This window comes from Pararhodobacter zhoushanensis, from assembly GCF_003990445.1.
GTDB classification, from domain to species: domain Bacteria; phylum Pseudomonadota; class Alphaproteobacteria; order Rhodobacterales; family Rhodobacteraceae; genus Pararhodobacter; species Pararhodobacter zhoushanensis.
Map to the genome: position 1 here is coordinate 474,420 of NZ_REEZ01000001.1, position 14,024 is coordinate 488,443.

The window sequence follows — 14,024 nt, forward strand, 5'->3', positions numbered from 1 at the left end:
AGCCCGGCGGCATTGCGCCTGCGGGTAGGGTTCGGCTATAAGAACGACAACAAGATCTTGAGTAAATTCGCGCGCGAGGCAGGCTTTGAGCGACGACACGCAACCCCCCGAAGAGACCGACCTGAAACCCGTATCCCCGGGCGTCTCGATCGTGCAGGAAATGCGCACGGCCTATCTGGATTACGCGATGAGCGTGATCGTCAGCCGCGCGATCCCCGATCTGCGCGACGGGCTGAAGCCGGTCCACCGGCGCATCCTGTTCGCGATGCACGAGACCAACAACACCTTCGACAAATCCTATCGCAAATCGGCGCGGCCGGTTGGCGACACGATGGGGAAATACCACCCCCACGGCGACAGCGCGATCTATGACGCGCTGGTGCGCATGGCGCAGCCGTTCTCGATGTCGCTGCCTTTGCTGGACGGTCAGGGCAACTTTGGCTCGATGGACGGCGATAAGGCCGCGGCCATGCGCTATACCGAAGTGCGCATGGACAAGACGGCGAACTATCTGCTGGCCGATATCGACAAGGACACGGTCGATTTTCAGGACAACTATGACGGCAAGGACCGCGAGCCGACGGTTCTGCCCGCGCGTTTCCCCAACATGCTGGTCAATGGTGCGGGCGGTATCGCCGTCGGCATGGCGACCAACATCCCGCCGCACAATCTGGGCGAAGTGATCGACGCGACCAAGGCGCTGATCGAGAACCCCGATCTGACCAGTGAAGAGCTGATGCAGTATATCCCGGCCCCGGATTTTCCGACCGGGGCGCTGATCATGGGCCGGGCGGGGGCGCGCAAGGCCTATATCGAGGGGCGCGGCTCGGTGCTTATCCGGGCCAAGACGCATATCGAAGAGATCCGCAAAGACCGTTTCGCCATCGTCATCGACGAGGTTCCCTATCAGGTGAACAAGGCGCAAATGGTTGAAAAGATTGCCGAAGCGGTACGCGACAAGCGCATCGAAGGCATCAGCCATGTCGCCGACGAATCCGACCGGATCGGCGTGCGCGTGGTGGTGGAACTCAAGCGCGACGCGACGGCGGATGTGGTGCTGAACCAGCTGTTCCGCTTCACGCCGATGCAGACTACCTTCGGCTGCAACATGCTGGCGCTGAACGGTGGCCGTCCCGAGCAGCTGACCCTGCGCGATTTCCTGCACCATTTCGTCGGCTTCCGCGAAGAGATCGTCACCCGCCGCACCGCGTTCGAGCTGAACAAGGCGCGCGAGCGCAGCCACATCCTGTGCGGTCTGGCCGTGGCGGTGTCCAACGTCGATGAGGTGGTCGCGACCATTCGCGGCTCGGCCGATCCGGCGGATGCGCGCGAAAAGCTGATGACGCGGCGCTGGCCCGCGCATGACATCGCCGATTACATCAAGCTGATCGACGATCCCAGCCACACGATGAACGAGGACGGCACCTATAACCTGTCCGAAGTGCAGGCCCGCGCCATTCTGGAACTGCGCCTGCAGCGCCTGACGGCAATCGGGGTCAAGGAAGTCACCGACGAGCTGGAAGAGCTGGCCGGCAAGATCAAGGATTACCTAGATATTCTGCGCTCACGCGCGCGGATCATGGCGATCATCGTTGAGGAACTCGACGAGGTGCGCACGCTCTTTGCGGTGCCGCGCCGGACCGAGATCATCGACTGGGCGGGCGATCTGGACGACGAGGATCTGATCGAGCGTGAGGACATGGTCGTCACCGTGACCTCGGGCGGCTATATCAAGCGCACGCCGCTGGCCGAATTCCGCGCGCAAAATCGCGGCGGCAAGGGTCTGTCGTCCATGTCGACCAAAGAGGACGATCTGGTCACCACGCTGTTCGTGGCCAACACGCACACCCATCTGTTGTTCTTCACCACCGACGGCATGGTCTACAAGCTCAAGTGCTGGCGCCTGCCCCTGTCCGGGCGCAACGCGCGCGGCAAGGCGATCGTCAACATTCTGCCAATCCCCGTTGGTGTGTCGATTGCGGCCATCATGCCTGTCGATGCGGCCGAGGAAGACTGGCAGAACCTGCAGATCGTCTTTGCCACCAGCGCGGGCGATGTGCGGCGTAACGCCTTGAGCGACTTCACCAATGTCATGCGTAACGGCAAGATCGCGATGAAACTGCCTGAGGGTGTTTTGCTGGTGAACGCCCGCATCGCCGACGAGCAGGACGACGTGATGCTGGTCACGGCTCTGGGCCGCGCGATCCGCTTCCCGACCATCGACGTGCGCGTCTTCAAGGGCCGCGATTCGACCGGGGTGCGCGGGATCCGGCTGGCGGAGGGCGACAAGGTCGTGTCGATGTCGGTCATCCGCCACTTCGACGCCAGCGCCGAAGAACGCGCCGCTTATCTCAAGCAACGCCGCCTGATGGCCGGTGCCCCCGATGAGGGCGAGGCCGATGAGGAAGAAGCGGTCGAGGCCGGGCAACTGAGCACCGAGCGCTACGCCGAGATGTCAGCGCTTGAGGATCTGATCCTGACCGTCACCAGTGGCGGCGCGGGTAAACTGTCCTCAAGCCACGATTATCCGGTGCGCGGTCGCGGGGGCCAGGGCGTCATGGCGATGGACAAGGCGATGCGCGGCGGGTCGCTGATTGCCAGCTTCCCGGTCGATCCGACCGACCAGATCATGCTGGCCACCTCGACCGGCCAGTCGATCCGCACGCCGGTGGGTCAGATCAGCTTCCGCTCACGCAGCGCCGGTGGTGTGCGCGTGTTCAAGACCGCGCCGGGCGAAGAGGTCGTCTCGGTCGCCCGCGTGGTTGAACAGAGCGAGGATGAGGCCGAAGCGTAACGCTTTCTTCAGCCTCTTGCGCGTAGCATGGCCGGGTACCTGAGAGGGGCCCGGCCATGAACGTTTATCACTGCATGATTGATCTGAAATCCGACGCGCGCGCGCTGGCTTTCGCCCATGCGCTCGACGCCTGGATGACCCTGCTGCGCGACGCCGGGCGGATCATGGGCTGGCGGCTGATGCGGCGCAAACTGAACCTTGCCGGGGACGGCGGCGCCGATTTCCTGCTGGAGATCGAGGTTGAGGATCTCGCCCAGCTGGACGCGGCCTTTCGCTATCTGGGGCGCGGTGATGATGAGGCGTGGCAGCGCTATGACAAGATGCACCAATTCATCGCGCGGGCAGAGTTTGGGCTCTACCGCCCCTTCCCCGATCGTGAGCGGGTGGAGCGGATGGCGCTGATCTGACTTCTGTGCGCCAGCGCAGAACATCTGTTGGGTTGCGCCGAATAGCGCGAAACCCGGGGCGCAGTCTATGTAGGGGGCAGATCAACTCGCACCCCTGAAAGGTTTGCCCCCATGACCGCCCTGCCCCTCCTCGTTGCCCGCATTCTGCTGTCGGTTCTGTTTATCGTCTCTGGCTTCGCCAAGATCCCCAACGCTGAAGGCATGGCCGCCTATATGCAATCGGGCGGCGTTCCCGGTTTCCTGATCTGGCCGGTGATCGCGCTGGAAGTTCTGGGCGGTCTGGCCATTTTGTTCGGTCTTTTCACCCGCCCGGCTGCGCTGGCGCTGGCTGCGTTCTGTGTGGTCGCCGGTGCGATGTTCCACTTTGACCCGGCCGATCAGATGCAGATGACCAGCTTCATGAAAAACCTCGGTCTGGCCGGCGGTTTCCTGCTGCTCTGGGTCACCGGCCCCGGCGCCTGGTCGATCGACGCGATGCTGGGACGCAAGCCCGCGACCGTCTGAGCCGACATGGCACACGGACAATCGGGGCGGCTCTTGGGGCCGCCCCTTTTCTTTGCCCGGCCTCGCGGCTATGTCAGCACCATGACCGAAGCACTCCACATCGTCGGCGGCGGAATGGCCGGATCCGAAGCCGCCTGGCAGGCCGCGCAAGCGGGCGTGCCCGTCGTTTTGCATGAAATGCGCCCCCATGTGGGCACCTTCGCACACCAGACCGGCAACTTCGCCGAAATGGTCTGCTCGAACTCGTTCCGCTCGGACGATGACGAACAGAATGCCGTCGGCCTGCTGCATTGGGAAATGCGCGCGGCGGGCGGGTTGATCATGGAAATGGCCGACCAGCACGCCCTTCCCGCCGGTGGCGCATTGGCCGTCGACCGCGACGCCTTTGCCCAAGCGGTGACCGAGCGGTTGCTGGCGCATCCGCTGATCACCACGCATGCGGGCGAAATCAATGCCTTGCCGGAGTCGGGCCACTGGATCTTTGCCACCGGCCCGTTGACATCGGACGCGCTGGCCCAGGCGATTCGCGTCGAAACCGGCGCCGAAGCGCTGGCCTTTTTCGACGCCATCGCTCCGATCGTGCATTATGAGAGCATCGATCTGGACACTGCTTGGCTGCAATCGCGCTATGACAAGGGCGAGACCGAGGAAGAGCAGAAAGCCTATCTCAACTGCCCGATGACCAAGCCGCAATATGAGGCCTTCATCGACGCGCTCCTCGCTGCCGACAAGACCGAGTTCCATGAGGGCGAGACGGCTGGCTATTTCGACGGCTGCCTGCCCATCGAAGTCATGGCCGAACGCGGCCGTGAGACCTTGCGCCACGGCCCGATGAAGCCGGTCGGCCTGACCAATGCGCATGACCCGCTGAACAAGCCCTATGCCGTGGTTCAGCTGCGACGAGATAACGCCTTGGGAACGCTGTATAATATCGTCGGCTTCCAGACCAAGATGAAATACGGCGCGCAGACCGAGGTCTTCCGCATGATCCCCGGCCTGCAGGACGCCAGCTTTGCGCGTCTGGGCGGCATTCATCGCAACACCTTCATCAATTCGCCGACCCTGCTGGACGATCAGATGCGCCTGCGTTCGCGGCCCAATCTGCGCTTCGCCGGGCAGATCACCGGTGTTGAGGGCTATGTCGAATCGGCTTCGATGGGGTTGGTTGCCGGTCGGCTTGCGGCGGCTGAGATTCAGGGCCGGACGCTGTCCGCCCCGCCCCGCGTCACTGCAATGGGCGCGCTGATCGCGCATATCACCGGCGACGCCGAAGCCAAGACCTTCCAACCGATGAACGTGAATTTTGGTCTGTTCACGCCGATTGACGACATCCGCGGCGGCCGCCGGGGCCGCAAGGACCGCTACAAGGCCTATACCGACCGCGCCAAAGAGGCCTTCACGGCGTGGCTGGGCTGATCACCCGCTTTGCACCGTCGCCCACCGGGCCGCTGCATCTGGGCCACGCCTTTTCCGCTTTGACCGCCTTTGACAATGCCCGTGCTGTTGGCGGGCACTGTCTGCTCAGGATTGAAGACATCGATTCCGCGCGGTGCAAAGTGGGTTTTGAGCAGGCGATTTACGAAGATCTCCATTGGCTCGGGATCGAGTGGCCGCAGCCCGTCCTGCACCAATCCCGGCGCAGCGCTGCCTATGCTGCGGCCCTCGCGCGGCTCGAGTCCCTCGGTGTCACGTATCATTGCACCTGTACGCGCGGGGATATTCGCGCAGCCCTCTCCGCCCCGCAAGAAGGCTTGCCTCTGGTCGGTCCGGATGGCCCCGTATACCCGGGCATATGCCGCGACGCTGGTCGTCCCGCCCCCGACGCAGCGATCCGTCTGAACATGGCGCGGGCCGTCGCGCGCATTCGCGACCTCGGGTTCGACGAATTGGGCCCGCTTCATACGGGGCCGCACCTCTTTGATCCTGAGGCGCTGATCGCTGGAGTTGGCGACATTGTCCTCGCGCGCCGCGACATCGGCACATCGTATCATCTGGCCGTCACCGTCGATGACGCGGCGCAGGGGGTCAGCTTGGTGACACGTGGCGACGACCTTTTCGATGCGACGGCCATTCACGTCGTGTTGCAGCGCCTTCTGGGCCTGCCAACGCCCGCCTACCATCACCATCGCCTGATCCGCGACGCCACTGGAAAACGGCTGGCCAAACGCGACGACTCGCAGGCGCTTGGACTTTATCGTGCCGAGGGGGCAACACCGGAAGACATCCGCGCCCTCGTTGGACTGGCTCGGCGGGTTTAGCCCGGCCCGAAAGCGCAAACCGCGTCATCCACACGCCCTGTCGGCGGTACTTCGCACCGTTATGGCTGCCCACGTGCGGCCAGTCCTTGCGAGCGTCAGACCTCGGGCTTCATCAACTCGATCTCTTCCTCACCGCGCACGGCTGTGTAGAAACATGTCCGCCGGTTGGTGTGGCACGCAGGCCCGGTCTGCTCGACCAACACAAGCAGGCAGTCACGGTCGCAATCCACCCGCAAATCGACCAGCCGCTGCACGTGACCAGAGCTTTCACCTTTGACCCAAAACGCCTGCCGGGACCGCGACCAATAGGTCACCTTCCCCGTCGACATTGTGCGCGCAACCGCCTCAGCATTCATCCAGGCCACCATGAGCACCTCACCCGAGGCATGGTCTTGCGCGACGACGGGAAGGAGACCCTTATCATCGTAGAGCAGGGATTGCGGATCGAAGGCCATGGCTTATATCCTTTCGCGAAGAGGAGCCTTGAAGTGTCCGAAACCTCCGATCTGATCAAGCTGTATTCGACGCGAATTCTCGCGCTTGCTGCCGATATCCCGCATCTGGGCCGGCTTGAAGCACCGCAAGCCAGCGTCAAAAAGCGCTCGCCGCTGTGCGGATCGACGGTGACCGTCGACCTGGATGTAACCGACGGCCGCGTCTCGCGCTTCGCGCAAGAGGTCAAGGCCTGTGCCCTTGGCCAGGCATCGGCCGCCGTGTTGGGCGCCGCGGTGATCGGCCGCAGCGCAGTAGAGCTTGAAGCCGCTGCGCGCGACCTCGAAGCAATGCTCAAGACGGACGGCCCTGTTCCAGGCGCGCCGTTTGATGGATACGAGGCCCTGCTGCCCGCGCGCGACTTCAAGAATCGCCATGCCTCTATCCTATTGGCCGTGCAAGCCACCGCCGAAGCTGCCCGCCAAGCCTCATCCTGATCTGAGTCGCCTTAAGAAAACGTAAAAAAACCGCCGCACGAGAGTGCGGCGGCAAGTGGCGTGTCTGGTTGGGTCAGAGTGCCGGGACAGGTGGCACTGCTCCAGACCGCAAGGCAGTGGCAAAAACGTCAGGCAATCAACGGCATATAGAGTGCAGCGGCCAGCAGAACGAACAGTGCGATGGCCCCCACCGCGTCGGTGAGCATGGCGACGCGTTCATCACGCGGATCATGAAGTTGGCGAAGGATGCGGCGCATGGCGTATCTCCTGTTCTGTTAACGCTTTGTTCTCATTTTCGGGCGATAAAAGCAAGAACCAAATGAGAACAAAAAGAGATCACCCAATTTGCATCAACCGAATCGCCTTCTCCTGTTCCATCAGCCACAGCAAAACGCGCGCCGCTTTACCCCGGGGCGACTGCAATGACGGGTCGTCATGCAAAAGCTTGCGCGCATCCGTCTGCGCAATTTGCATCAACGGCGCCTGCCGCTCGAGATCGGCCACACGAAACCTTGGCAGCCCGGATTGCGCCGTGCCGATCACGTCGCCGGCACCCCGGATCGCAAGGTCTTCATCGCTGATCTTGAAACCGTCTTCGGTGTCACGCATCAGCTTGAGCCGCCGCGCCGCCGTCTCACCGAGCGGCGGATCATAGAGCAACAGGCAAGTCGACGCGCCCGCCCCGCGCCCGACACGCCCGCGCAACTGATGCAACTGGGCCAAGCCGAAGCTCTCTGCCCGCTCAATCACCATAATGGTAGCGGCGGGCACATTGACGCCGACCTCGATCACCGTGGTCGCGACCAGAACCCGCGACTCGCCCGCGACAAAACGCGCCATCGCCGCGTCTTTCTCTGCAGGCGGTAGCTGACCATGGATCAACCCTACAGTCTCGCCAAGCTGCGCGCGCAATTGCTCGAACCGCGCCTGCGCGGCCGTCAGGTTCACGGATTCGCTCTCTTCGACCAAAGGGCAGACCCAATAGGCTTGCTTGCCGTCCGACACAGCCCGGCGCAGGTGCCCAACCACTTCAGCCAGCCGTTCTGTCGACGCCAGCGAGGTCACGATGGGCAGCCGTCCCGGCGGTTTCTCATCGAGCAGCGAAAGATCCATGTCGCCGTATTGCGCCAGTGCGAGCGAACGAGGGATTGGTGTCGCCGTCATCACCAGAATATCGACCGCGGCACCCTTCTCCCCCAACGCCATCCGTTGCGCGACACCGAACCGGTGCTGCTCGTCGATCACGGCCAGCCGCAGGTCATGAAAGGTAACATCCCGCTGAAAGAGCGCATGCGTGCCGATCAGTACATCGATCTGTCCGCCCGCCAGGGCGCCCAGTTTGCGCGCCCGCTCACGCCCCTTGTCGCGGCCGGTAAGCAGCTCGACCCGCACGCCGGCGGCAGCGGCAAGGGGGGCAAGTGCCTCGACATGTTGCCGCGCCAGAATTTCGGTCGGGGCCATCAAGGCACCCTGCCCGCCAGCCTCGACCGCCGTGAGCAAGGCAGCCATAGCGACCAGCGTCTTGCCTGCACCAACATCGCCTTGCAGCAATCGGTTCATCCGTTGAGGGGTTGCCATGTCCGCTGTTATCTCGCCAATGGCGCGGCGTTGCGCGGATGTCGGCTCATAGGGAAGCGAGGCCATGACACGGCTAACCAGATGGCCGCCCCCTTGAGTCACAGCACCGTCGACGCGGCGGCGCGTCGCGCGCGCAATGGCCAGCGTCAACTGGTGCGCAAAGAGTTCATCATAGGCCAACCGTTGCCGCGGGGCGGCGCTGGGGGCGAGGTCGGCTCCGGACCCGGGGGCATGCGCGGCATGCAGCGCGCTGCGCCAATCGTGCCATCCCATCCGCGCCTTCAGAGCGGGATCTATCCATTCCGACAGCCCCGGCGCGCGCGTCAAAGCGCTCGCCATCGCCTTGAACATCAGCCGCTGCGTAACCCCGGCGGTCAGCGGATAGACCGGCTCCCAGTCAGGAAGCGTATCGGCCTCCTCCAGGCGCAACACATGGTCAGGATGAGACATTTGATAAACGCCGTCAAAGGTCTCGACCCGGCCCGAAATGATCCGGCGTTGACCCGTCGGCAGCAGGTTCTGCAGATAGTCGCCTTTGCCATGAAAGTAGACCAACTGGAACTCCTGCAGCGCATCCTGCACGATGATCCGGTACGGCCGTCCCCGCTGGCGCGGCGGAAGATGATTGCCGATTTCGACCTCAACAGTCGCAACCTCGGGCGGCTCAACATCCCGCACGCTGTTTCGCAGGCGACGATCAATGCCGGAATGCGGCAAAACGAACAACAGATCGCGCGGGGTCTCAACAGACAGTCCTTTGAAAAGGCGCGCTGTTTTGGGACCGATCCCGTCAAGCCCTTCAAGATCGCCGAACAACGGAAACAGGATTTCCGGCCGTCCGGTCATCCGCCGATCAGCGCAAGCCAGGCGTCCTCATCCATCACCGTGATCCCCAGTGCCTCGGCCTTGGTTGCTTTGGACCCGGCGGCTTCGCCTGCGACCAGAATATCTGTCTTGGCCGACACCGAGCCTGCGACCTTGGCCCCCAACGCTTCCGCCCGGGCTTTGGCCTCGGCGCGCGTCATGCGGGTGAGCGTGCCGGTAAAGACCACGGTCTTGCCTGCGACCGGACTCTGGGTCGCGCGGGCTTCCGGGGGTTGAATTTCGGTTAACTCTGCGATCAGCCGGTTGATCGATCGACGTTCGCCAGGTTGACTGAGCGTGGTCACAAGTGACACCGCCAAGACCGAGCCCACCCCTTCGATCCCGATGAGGTCATCCCAAGCAGTGCGGGCCCCGTCGGGCAAAGGCGGGTCATCCCAGATCGCATCGCGCGTTTTCTTCAGCTCGGCACGCCGCCCTTCATCAGCAGCACGTGCGCGCTCGACCAGCTCGGCGCTATCCGCCGCGACCGCGCGCTCGGCAGCTGGCGAGGCACGGTCGACCGTGGAAATCAGCGCATCCCAACTGCCGAAATGCCGGGCCAGATCGGCAGCGGCAACCTCACCCAGATGGCGAATACCGAGCCCAAAGAGCAAACGGGCCAGCGGAATAGTGCGACGCTCTTCGATCGCAGCGAAGAGTTTGGTCGCCGAGCGCTCACCGAACCCGTCGCGGTTTTTCAGCTTGCCGAGATTGCTGCTGTCCCGGCGGGCAAGCGTGAAAATGTCCGCCGGCTCCCGTATCGACAGCACGTCATCGGCAAAGAACATCTCGATCTGTTTGGCACCCAGACCGTCGATATCGAATGCATTGCGGCTGACGAAATGCTTCAATTTTTCAACAGCTTGCGCGGGGCAAATCAGCCCCCCCGTGCAGCGATGCGTAGAATCGCCCGGTTCGCGAACCGCTGCCGAGCCGCATTGTGGACATGTCGTCTCAAACACATAGGGGGTTGAATCGGCCGGCCGGCGCGTGAGATCGACGTCCGCGATCTTGGGAATGACGTCGCCGGCGCGATATACTTGCACCCAATCACCGACGCGAATGTCGCGGCCGCCGCGGATCGGTTCGCCCTGCGAGTCACGCCCGGCGATGTAGTCTTCATTGTGCAGCGTGGCATTAGACACCAGAACGCCGCCAACATTGACGGGCGCAAGGCGCGCGACAGGGCTGAGCGCACCGGTGCGACCAACCTGAATATCGATCGCTTCGAGTCGGGTCCAGGCGGTTTCCGCGGGGAATTTGTGGGCGATGGCCCAACGGGGCGTGGTCGCGCGGAAGCCAAGACGCGCTTGCAAGGCAAGGTCGTTAACCTTGTAGACGACACCGTCGATGTCATAGCCCAAATCGGGCCGATCCCCTTCAATACGGCGGTAGTGCGTCAGCAGATCGGCCGGGCTTAGGCAGAGCCGGGTCAGGGGATTGACGCTGAAACCAAACGACGCGAGGCGTTCGAGGGCTTCGAACTGCGTTGCGGCCAGAGGTTCGGACACCACCCCCCAGGCATAGGCAAAAAAGCTTAACGGACGGGCTCGTGTGATTTCTGCATCGAGTTGGCGAAGCGATCCGGCAGCGGCATTGCGGGGATTGGCAAAGGTTCTGGGGCCGTTAGCATTAAGATCTGCGAAGGCGGCGTGGGTCATGTACACCTCGCCGCGCACCTCGAGCACGGCGGGCGCTCCGGTCAACTTCTGGGGGATTTGCGCGATGGTGCGGGCGTTTGCGGTGACGTCCTCACCGGTTTCGCCGTCGCCACGGGTCGCTGCGTAAACCAACACGCCAGCTTCATAACGCAACGACAAGGACAGACCGTCAATCTTGGGCTCAGCCGTGTAAGTCAGCGGCGCATCACCGGGCAGGCCGAGATACCGGCGAATACGGGCATCAAAATCGGTAACATCGGAATCGTCAAAGGCATTCCCCAAGGACAACATTCGGATTTCATGCCGGATCTTCCCAAACCCGTCTGCCGGGGCAGCACCCACGCTATCGGACGGGCTGTCATCGCGCTTCAACTCTGGAAAGCGGGACTCGATGGCCCGGTTTCGGCGTTTGAGCGCGTCATACTCGGCGTCGGTGATGTCTGGCGCATCGTTCTGGTGATACGCCTGATCCGCAGCCGCTATCGCTTTGGCCAAGCGGTCAAGTTCGGCCTTGGCGTCCGCCTCGGTCAGATCCTCAACTGGACGCTCTTGCGGCATGTCCCCCTCCTGTCTGCTCTCCCTGTGATAGGGGGGCGGCGGGGGATTTTCCAGCGCCTAAGCACACGCCGTGTGCGGGCGCATCACGCGCTTACGGCGCGAGGGGTCTTTTCGCTTTTGTGGACCGGGTCGCGCAAGACATAGCCGCGGCCCCAGACGGTTTCGATGTGGTTGTCGCCGCCGGTTGCTTCGGTCAGCTTCTTGCGCAGCTTGCAGATGAAAACGTCGATGATCTTCAACTCAGGCTCATCCATGCCGCCATAGAGATGGTTCAGGAACATCTCCTTGGTCAGCGTCGTGCCTTTGCGCAGGCTCAAAAGTTCCAGCATCTGGTATTCTTTACCGGTCAGATGCACAGCCATTCCATCAACCTCGACCGTTTTTGCGTCAAGGTTCACCGAAATCCGCCCGGTATGGATAATCGCCTGGGCGTGCCCCTGACTGCGGCGGATGATTGCGTGAATGCGGGCGACAAGCTCATCGCGATGGAAGGGCTTTGTCATGAAGTCATCGGCCCCGTGGCCGAAACCCTTGAGCTTGGTATCCGTGCTGTCCTCACCGGTCAGAATCAGGATCGGCGTGTTGATCCGCGCCAGCCGGATTTGCCGCAAGACATCGAGCCCCGCCATGTCCGGCAGGTTCAGATCCAGCAGAATCAAGTCATAGTCGTAGAGTTTACCAAGCTCGACCGCCTCTTCACCAAGGTCCGTGCAATAGACGTTGAAGTTGGCATGAGACAGCATCAGTTCGATGCTACGGGACGTCGTCGGATCATCTTCAACAAGCAGGACACGCATGGTTCAGGACTCCGCTTTTACCTATTAATCTGTAAACCATGCAGAACAATCGTTAACGCACGGTTACTGGTTGCTTTAGGAAAGCAGATACCATCTAAAGTTGTCTATACTTTTGTATCGCCGTGACCTTCAGACCGTCGACGCCATGCGTCGCGATGGCGCTGACCCAGGTATCGAATTCTTCTTCGGACAGGCCATATCGCTCGATCGCCTCACCCCGCTGAATCAACCCATGGGCGACTGCCCTGACCACAATCGCTTTCCGGCTGGCCACCCAGCGCCGCGTTGCAGGTGGCGGAAGATCCGCCCGGCTGAGAATAGTGCCATCCGGCAAAGTCACCGCTCGCAGGCCGTCAATCCGTTTCAGATACATTGGCTTTCACCCCTTTCCTTCATCCCGTTGCCGAGCGTGGCGCGTTAGGCTTAAGGAGCCGTTGAGGCGAATGGGCCACAGGGGTTGAGAGTGTCGCGCATTTTACTATATGTCGCGCAACCCTTGTTAACCCTTGCACAATGAAACGAGACCAAGATGGCTCGCGATATGGACGTGAACTCGCTGGGCTTTGCCAAACCGCCGTCGGAAACGCGGGTGGTTGTCGCCATGTCAGGTGGCGTCGACAGTTCGGTGGTGGCCGCCGAACTGAAGATGCAGGGCTATGACGTGATCGGCGTGACGCTGCAACTGTATGACCACGGCGCGGCGCTGGCCAAGGCCGGGGCCTGCTGCGCCGGGCGTGACATTCATGACGCGCGCCGCGTGGCCGAAATGCTCAATTTTCCGCATTACGTGCTGGACTATGAGAACACCTTCCGCGAAGCCGTGATGGAAGAATTCGCGGATGCCTATCTGGCCGGTGCCACGCCGGTTCCGTGCATCCGGTGCAATGAACGCGTCAAATTCAAGGACTTGCTGGGCACGGCGCGGGATCTGGACGCCGATTGTATGGCCACCGGCCACTATATCCAGCGCCATCAGGGCCCCTTGCGGGCTGAATTGCACATGGCTGCCGATGCCGCGCGCGACCAGTCGTATTTCTTGTTCTCGACGACGCAAGAGCAGCTGGACTACCTGCGTTTCCCGCTGGGCCATCTGGCGTCGAAGGCCGAAACGCGCGCGCTGGCGGCCAAATACGGTCTGGCGGTGGCTGACAAGCCGGACAGCCAGGACATCTGCTTTGTGCCCAACGGCAACTATGCGGCCGTCATCGAGAAGCTGCGCCCCGGTGCCGCCGACCCCGGTGAGATCGTCGATCTGGAGGGCCGCGTGTTGGGAACCCATCGCGGTGTGATCCACTACACGATCGGTCAGCGCCGGGGCCTTGGCATCGGCGGATTGGCCGATCCGCTCTATGTCGTGGCGCTGAAAGCGGACAGCCGACAGGTGGTTGTCGGCCCGAAAGAGGCGCTGGCGACTCAGTCGGTTCCGGTCCGCGAGATCAACTGGCTGGGCGACACCCCGTTTGAGAGCCGGGCGGAATGGCCGATGCGCGTGCGCATCCGGTCGACGAAACCACCCGCGGAAGCGGTGCTGCGACCAACCGGTCCGACTACCGCTATGGTTGAGTTGCTGACGCCAGAGGATGGTGTCAGCCCGGGGCAAGCCTGCGTGTTCTACGCGCCCGATGGTAGCCGGGTCTTCGGCGGTGGATGGATCTGGCGCGGATATTAATTTTT

At 62.5% G+C, this 14,024-nt stretch carries 13 protein-coding genes; 7 read left to right on the plus strand and 6 right to left on the minus strand.

Features of this window, described 5'->3' with window-relative positions; all coding sequences use genetic code 11:
- Positions 1-85 precede the first annotated feature (85 nt).
- From gyrA to gluQRS, 5 genes are all read left to right on the plus strand, one after another.
- Complete coding sequence (gene gyrA, locus EAE28_RS02275; RefSeq protein ID WP_127104192.1) at positions 86-2,794, plus strand: DNA gyrase subunit A; 2,709 nt, start codon at positions 86-88, stop codon at positions 2,792-2,794.
- A 56-nt stretch (positions 2,795-2,850) separates the two neighbouring features.
- The gene (locus tag EAE28_RS02280; protein WP_127104193.1) at positions 2,851-3,201 is read left to right on the plus strand and encodes a DUF6614 family protein; all 351 of its coding nucleotides are present in this window, start codon (positions 2,851-2,853) and stop codon (positions 3,199-3,201) included.
- 111 nt (positions 3,202-3,312) lie between these two features.
- Positions 3,313-3,705: a DoxX family protein gene (locus EAE28_RS02285; RefSeq protein ID WP_127104194.1), complete on the plus strand. Its 393-nt coding sequence runs from the start codon at positions 3,313-3,315 to the stop codon at positions 3,703-3,705.
- Between the two features lie 81 nt (positions 3,706-3,786).
- Positions 3,787-5,121: a methylenetetrahydrofolate--tRNA-(uracil(54)-C(5))-methyltransferase (FADH(2)-oxidizing) TrmFO gene (gene trmFO, locus EAE28_RS02290; RefSeq protein WP_127104649.1), complete on the plus strand. Its 1,335-nt coding sequence runs from the start codon at positions 3,787-3,789 to the stop codon at positions 5,119-5,121.
- Positions 5,109-5,963, plus strand: coding sequence for a tRNA glutamyl-Q(34) synthetase GluQRS (gene gluQRS, locus EAE28_RS02295; RefSeq protein WP_127104195.1), 855 nt, complete (start codon positions 5,109-5,111; stop codon positions 5,961-5,963). Before trmFO ends, gluQRS begins: the two co-directional genes overlap by 13 nt.
- Before the next feature lie 95 nt (positions 5,964-6,058).
- Here gluQRS and hisI read toward each other — a convergent pair whose 3' ends face one another.
- On the minus strand, positions 6,059-6,418 hold the full coding sequence (gene hisI / locus EAE28_RS02300) for a phosphoribosyl-AMP cyclohydrolase (RefSeq protein WP_127104196.1): 360 nt from the start codon (positions 6,416-6,418) through the stop codon (positions 6,059-6,061).
- A 33-nt stretch (positions 6,419-6,451) separates the two neighbouring features.
- Here hisI and EAE28_RS02305 point away from each other — a divergent pair, with 33 nt between their 5' ends.
- A complete protein-coding gene (locus tag EAE28_RS02305) occupies positions 6,452-6,892 on the plus strand; it encodes an iron-sulfur cluster assembly scaffold protein (protein ID WP_127104197.1) in 441 nt (146 codons plus the stop codon).
- A 128-nt stretch (positions 6,893-7,020) separates the two neighbouring features.
- On the opposite strand, the gene EAE28_RS24315 is transcribed toward EAE28_RS02305, so the two are convergent.
- The 5 genes from EAE28_RS24315 to sciP form a co-directional block, all read right to left on the minus strand.
- Positions 7,021-7,149: a hypothetical protein gene (locus EAE28_RS24315; protein WP_281279558.1), complete on the minus strand. Its 129-nt coding sequence runs from the start codon at positions 7,147-7,149 to the stop codon at positions 7,021-7,023.
- A gap of 79 nt (positions 7,150-7,228) precedes the next feature.
- A complete protein-coding gene (gene recG / locus EAE28_RS02310; protein ID WP_127104198.1) occupies positions 7,229-9,316 on the minus strand; it encodes an ATP-dependent DNA helicase RecG in 2,088 nt (695 codons plus the stop codon).
- Positions 9,313-11,553 carry an NAD-dependent DNA ligase LigA gene (gene ligA / locus EAE28_RS02315; RefSeq protein ID WP_127104199.1) on the minus strand — a complete coding sequence of 747 codons (2,241 nt, stop codon included), beginning with the start codon at positions 11,551-11,553 and terminating at the stop codon, positions 9,313-9,315. Before ligA ends, recG begins: the two co-directional genes overlap by 4 nt.
- An 83-nt stretch (positions 11,554-11,636) precedes the next feature.
- The gene (gene ctrA, locus EAE28_RS02320; RefSeq protein ID WP_127104200.1) at positions 11,637-12,350 is read right to left on the minus strand and encodes a response regulator transcription factor CtrA; all 714 of its coding nucleotides are present in this window, start codon (positions 12,348-12,350) and stop codon (positions 11,637-11,639) included.
- Between the two features lie 94 nt (positions 12,351-12,444).
- Entirely contained in the window at positions 12,445-12,723 is a 279-nt protein-coding gene (gene sciP, locus EAE28_RS02325) for a CtrA inhibitor SciP (protein WP_127104201.1), read from the minus strand.
- Between the two features lie 156 nt (positions 12,724-12,879).
- Here sciP and mnmA point away from each other — a divergent pair, with 156 nt between their 5' ends.
- Entirely contained in the window at positions 12,880-14,019 is a 1,140-nt protein-coding gene (gene mnmA / locus EAE28_RS02330) for a tRNA 2-thiouridine(34) synthase MnmA (protein WP_127104202.1), read from the plus strand.
- The last annotated feature ends 5 nt before the right edge of the window (positions 14,020-14,024 follow it).

Bases quoted from the DNA above. Each gene is read 5' to 3' on its own strand.
- EAE28_RS02280 (WP_127104193.1), top strand. From the start codon at position 2,851: ATGAACGTTTATCACTGCATGATTGATCTGAAATCCGACGCGCGCGCG.
- EAE28_RS02285 (WP_127104194.1), top strand. From the start codon at position 3,313: ATGACCGCCCTGCCCCTCCTCGTTGCCCGCATTCTGCTGTCGGTTCTG.
- trmFO (WP_127104649.1), top strand. From the start codon at position 3,787: ATGACCGAAGCACTCCACATCGTCGGCGGCGGAATGGCCGGATCCGAA.
- hisI (WP_127104196.1), bottom strand. From the start codon at position 6,418: ATGGCCTTCGATCCGCAATCCCTGCTCTACGATGATAAGGGTCTCCTT.
- EAE28_RS24315 (WP_281279558.1), bottom strand. From the start codon at position 7,149: ATGCGCCGCATCCTTCGCCAACTTCATGATCCGCGTGATGAACGCGTC.
- recG (WP_127104198.1), bottom strand. From the start codon at position 9,316: ATGACCGGACGGCCGGAAATCCTGTTTCCGTTGTTCGGCGATCTTGAA.
- ligA (WP_127104199.1), bottom strand. From the start codon at position 11,553: ATGCCGCAAGAGCGTCCAGTTGAGGATCTGACCGAGGCGGACGCCAAG.
- ctrA (WP_127104200.1), bottom strand. From the start codon at position 12,350: ATGCGTGTCCTGCTTGTTGAAGATGATCCGACGACGTCCCGTAGCATC.
- sciP (WP_127104201.1), bottom strand. From the start codon at position 12,723: ATGTATCTGAAACGGATTGACGGCCTGCGAGCGGTGACTTTGCCGGAT.
- mnmA (WP_127104202.1), top strand. From the start codon at position 12,880: ATGGCTCGCGATATGGACGTGAACTCGCTGGGCTTTGCCAAACCGCCG.